Source organism: Microbacterium sp. OR21, assembly GCF_047306785.1.
GTDB lineage: Bacteria > Actinomycetota > Actinomycetes > Actinomycetales > Microbacteriaceae > Microbacterium > Microbacterium esteraromaticum_E.
In genome coordinates, this window is the sequence record NZ_JAZEXJ010000012.1 from 1 (window position 1) to 5,346 (window position 5,346).

A 5,346-nucleotide genomic window follows, 5' to 3' on the forward strand; every position below is an offset into this window, starting at 1 on the left:
AGAAGTCCGGCGGTGTCCTACTCTCCCACAGGGTCCCCCCTGCAGTACCATCGGCGCTGTGAGGCTTAGCTTCCGGGTTCGGAATGTGACCGGGCGTTTCCCTCACGCTATGGCCGCCGTAACACTATTGACATGTTCATCGGCAACATCACTCGCGTGGAGTGTGTTGTTTGGTTCCGACCGTACGTCGAGAACCACAAAGTGGACGCGTTCATCTCGCAGAAAGGAGTGTTATCAAGTCATCGGCTTATTAGTACCAGTCAGCTGCACGTGTTGCCACGCTTCCACATCTGGCCTATCAACCCAGTCGTCTGGCTGGGAGCCTCTCACCCCGAGGGGTATGGAAGTCTCATCTTGAGGCCGGCTTCCCGCTTAGATGCTTTCAGCGGTTATCCATCCCGAACGTAGCTAACCAGCGGTGCTCCTGGCGGAACAACTGGCACACCAGAGGTTCGTCCAACCCGGTCCTCTCGTACTAGGGTCAGATCCTCTCAAACTTCCTACGCGCGCAGCGGATAGGGACCGAACTGTCTCACGACGTTCTAAACCCAGCTCGCGTACCGCTTTAATGGGCGAACAGCCCAACCCTTGGGACCTACTCCAGCCCCAGGATGCGACGAGCCGACATCGAGGTGCCAAACCATGCCGTCGATATGGACTCTTGGGCAAGATCAGCCTGTTATCCCCGAGGTACCTTTTATCCGTTGAGCGACAGCGCTTCCACAAGCCACTGCCGGATCACTAGTCCCGACTTTCGTCCCTGCTCGACCTGTCAGTCTCACAGTCAAGCTCCCTTGTGCACTTACACTCGCCACCTGATTGCCAACCAGGTTGAGGGAACCTTTGGGCGCCTCCGTTACTTTTTGGGAGGCAACCGCCCCAGTTAAACTACCCACCAGGCACTGTCCCTGAACCGGATCACGGTTCGAAGTTAGATATCCAATATGACCAGAGTGGTATTTCAACAATGACTCCACCGTAACTGGCGTCACGGTTTCACAGTCTCCCACCTATCCTACACAAGCCACACCGAACACCAATACCAAGCTGTAGTAAAGGTCACGGGGTCTTTCCGTCCTGCTGCGCGTAACGAGCATCTTTACTCGTAATGCAATTTCGCCGAGTTCGCGGTTGAGACAGTTGGGAAGTCGTTACGCCATTCGTGCAGGTCGGAACTTACCCGACAAGGAATTTCGCTACCTTAGGATGGTTATAGTTACCACCGCCGTTTACTGGGGCTTAAATTCTCAGCTTCGCCTTGCGGCTAACCGGTCCTCTTAACCTTCCAGCACCGGGCAGGCGTCAGTCCGTATACATCGACTTGCGTCTTCGCACGGACCTGTGTTTTTAGTAAACAGTCGCTACCCACTAGTCTCTGCGGCCACCACACCCTTTCGGAGTAAATCCTAGTAAGTGGATGGCCCCCCTTCTCCCGAAGTTACGGGGGCATTTTGCCGAGTTCCTTAACCACGATTCTCTCGATCTCCTTGGTATTCTCTACCTGACCACCTGAGTCGGTTTGGGGTACGGGCGGCTTGAACCTCGCGTCGATGCTTTTCTCGGCAGCATAGGATCACCCACTTTTTATCCGCATCGTGTCTCAGCCTGTATGAGTCACGGATTTGCCTATGACTCGGCCTACGCACTTGCACCAGGACAACCATCGCCTGGCTTGGGCTACCTTCCTGCGTCACACCTGTTAATACGCTAGCCGCACCAGCATAGGGTCGTGTGCTCCACCACCCGGTGAACCCCGAAGGGTTCGATGGATGGCTTCGGACACTTAGCATCACTGGATTGACTGGGGCGGTTCTTCGCCGGTACGGGAATATCAACCCGTTGTCCATCGACTACGCCTGTCGGCCTCGCCTTAGGTCCCGACTTACCCAGGGAAGATTAGCTTGACCCTGGAACCCTTGGTCTTCCGGAGGACGTGTTTCTCACACGTCTTTCGCTACTCATGCCTGCATTCTCACTCGTGTGGCGTCCACGGCTGGTTTCCACCGCCGCTTCACTCGCCACACGACGCTCTCCTACCCATCAACACGGCTGGACCACGAAGGCCTACCAAAAATGTCAATGCCACAACTTCGGTGGCGTGCTTGAGCCCCGTTACATTGTCGGCGCGGAATCACTTGACCAGTGAGCTATTACGCACTCTTTCAAGGGTGGCTGCTTCTAAGCCAACCTCCTGGTTGTCTAAGCAACTCCACATCCTTTTCCACTTAGCACGCGCTTTGGGACCTTAGATGGTGGTCTGGGTTGTTTCCCTCTCGACTATGAAGCTTATCCCCCACAGTCTCACTGCTGCGCTCTCACTTACCGGCATTCGGAGTTTGGCTGACGTCAGTAACCTGGTGAGGCCCATCGGCCATCCAGTAGCTCTACCTCCGGCAAGAAACACGCAACGCTGCACCTAAATGCATTTCGGAGAGAACCAGCTATCACGAAGTTTGATTGGCCTTTCACCCCTATCCACAGCTCATCCCCTCAGTTTTCAACCTAAGTGGGTTCGGCCCTCCACGACGTCTTACCGTCGCTTCAGCCTGGCCATGGATAGATCACTTCGCTTCGGGTCTAGGACATGCGACTGAATCGCCCTATTCAGACTCGCTTTCGCTACGGCTGCCCCACACGGGTTAACCTCGCCACATATCACTAACTCGCAGGCTCATTCTTCAAAAGGCACGCTGTCACCCCTGCTAAGGAGGCTCCAACGGTTTGTAAGCAAACGGTTTCAGGTACTATTTCACTCCCCTCCCGGGGTACTTTTCACCTTTCCCTCACGGTACTTGTCCGCTATCGGTCATCTGGGAGTATTTAGGCTTATCAGGTGGTCCTGACAGATTCACACGGGATTTCTCGGGCCCCGTGCTACTTGGGATACTCTTCACGCTGCGCACAACATTTCGACTACGGGGCTGGCACCCACTATGGCCCGCCTTTCAAGACGGTTCGTCTATATCGTCACATCACGTCGAACACTCGGCAGAATGTTCAAAAGAGTCCCGCAACCCCGGGCATGCAACGCCTGCCGGCTATCACACACACCCGGTTTAGCCTCATCCGCTTTCGCTCGCCACTACTCACGGAATCACTGTTGTTTTCTCTTCCTGTGGGTACTGAGATGTTTCACTTCCCCACGTTCCCTCTACCCGCCCTATATATTCAGGCGGGAGTCACCAGGTCGCACAAACGCCTGGCGGGGTTTCCCCATTCGGACATCCTCGGATCAAAACTCGCTTATCAGTTCCCCGAGGCTTATCGCAGATTGCTACGTCCTTCTTCGGCTCCAGATGCCAAGGCATCCACCGTTTGCTCTTAAAGACTTGAAATCACATGAGATGAACCGGATCCAGGAAAAGATCCGGCTCGGTTTTCTTTAAGATGCTCGCGTCCACTGTGTAGTTCTCAAAGTACGGGCGGTCCCCCTCCCCCACTGCCAACCGGCAACAGAAGAAAGGGCCACAAGGAATCAGAACAACCCCTCCCCGAAAGGAGAAGCCGGCCCGGTCCCTCAGGACCCAACAGCGTGCAGGCACCCCACCCTCCGACCAAGCGTTCCCACAGCAAGCTGCGTACTAACTCAAATCATCAGATCGAATGCCATGTCAAATGTTCCACCCATGAGCTCCCAGCGAAGAACGAACGCCTTCGATCTGGGTTCTGGAAGTCCGAAGACTTCAGATGCTCCTTAGAAAGGAGGTGATCCAGCCGCACCTTCCGGTACGGCTACCTTGTTACGACTTAGTCCTAATTACCGATCCCACCTTCGACAGCTCCCTCCCACAAGGGGTTAGGCCACCGGCTTCAGGTGTTACCGACTTTCATGACTTGACGGGCGGTGTGTACAAGACCCGGGAACGTATTCACCGCAGCGTTGCTGATCTGCGATTACTAGCGACTCCGACTTCATGAGGTCGAGTTGCAGACCTCAATCCGAACTGGGACCGGCTTTTTGGGATTCGCTCCACCTTACGGTATCGCAGCCCATTGTACCGGCCATTGTAGCATGCGTGAAGCCCAAGACATAAGGGGCATGATGATTTGACGTCATCCCCACCTTCCTCCGAGTTGACCCCGGCAGTATCCCATGAGTTCCCACCATTACGTGCTGGCAACATAGAACGAGGGTTGCGCTCGTTGCGGGACTTAACCCAACATCTCACGACACGAGCTGACGACAACCATGCACCACCTGTTCACGAGTGTCCAAAGAGTTGACCATTTCTGGCCCGTTCTCGTGTATGTCAAGCCTTGGTAAGGTTCTTCGCGTTGCATCGAATTAATCCGCATGCTCCGCCGCTTGTGCGGGTCCCCGTCAATTCCTTTGAGTTTTAGCCTTGCGGCCGTACTCCCCAGGCGGGGAACTTAATGCGTTAGCTGCGTCACGGAATCCGTGGAAAGGACCCCACAACTAGTTCCCAACGTTTACGGGGTGGACTACCAGGGTATCTAAGCCTGTTTGCTCCCCACCCTTTCGCTCCTCAGCGTCAGTTACGGCCCAGAGATCTGCCTTCGCCATCGGTGTTCCTCCTGATATCTGCGCATTCCACCGCTACACCAGGAATTCCAATCTCCCCTACCGCACTCTAGTCTGCCCGTACCCACTGCAAGCCCGAGGTTGAGCCTCGGGATTTCACAGCAGACGCGACAGACCGCCTACGAGCTCTTTACGCCCAATAATTCCGGATAACGCTTGCACCCTACGTATTACCGCGGCTGCTGGCACGTAGTTAGCCGGTGCTTTTTCTGCAGGTACCGTCACTCTCGCTTCTTCCCTGCTAAAAGAGGTTTACAACCCGAAGGCCGTCATCCCTCACGCGGCGTTGCTGCATCAGGCTTCCGCCCATTGTGCAATATTCCCCACTGCTGCCTCCCGTAGGAGTCTGGGCCGTGTCTCAGTCCCAGTGTGGCCGGTCACCCTCTCAGGCCGGCTACCCGTCGACGCCTTGGTGAGCCATTACCTCACCAACAAGCTGATAGGCCGCGAGCCCATCCCCAACCGAAAAATCTTTCCACCCGCACACCATGCGGTGACGGGACATATCCAGTATTAGACGCCGTTTCCAGCGCTTATCCCAGAGTCAGGGGCAGGTTGCTCACGTGTTACTCACCCGTTCGCCACTAATCCACCCAGCAAGCTGGGCTTCATCGTTCGACTTGCATGTGTTAAGCACGCCGCCAGCGTTCATCCTGAGCCAGGATCAAACTCTCCGTAAAAAAGAAATGCATACACAATCGGGAAAACGACCATGCAGCGAGTTTGAAACTGACCAAAAGAGACGAACATCATTGCTGACATTCATATAAATTGATCCAAAGGAATTCTCAACCAACCCCCAC

General features: G+C 55.0%; 3 rRNA genes. All 3 read right to left on the bottom strand.

What is annotated here, in order from left to right:
* Positions 1–4 precede the first annotated feature (4 nt).
* The 3 genes from rrf to V2S04_RS14890 all read right to left on the bottom strand — a co-directional run bounded on the left by rrf (position 5) and on the right by V2S04_RS14890 (position 5,223).
* A 5S ribosomal RNA gene (gene rrf / locus V2S04_RS14880) occupies positions 5–121 on the bottom strand.
* Between the two features lie 109 nt (positions 122–230).
* Positions 231–3,335, bottom strand: a 23S ribosomal RNA gene (locus V2S04_RS14885).
* A 363-nt stretch (positions 3,336–3,698) separates the two neighbouring features.
* Positions 3,699–5,223, bottom strand: a 16S ribosomal RNA gene (locus tag V2S04_RS14890).
* Together the 16S, 23S and 5S rRNA genes form the textbook arrangement of a ribosomal RNA operon.
* Positions 5,224–5,346 lie beyond the last annotated feature (123 nt).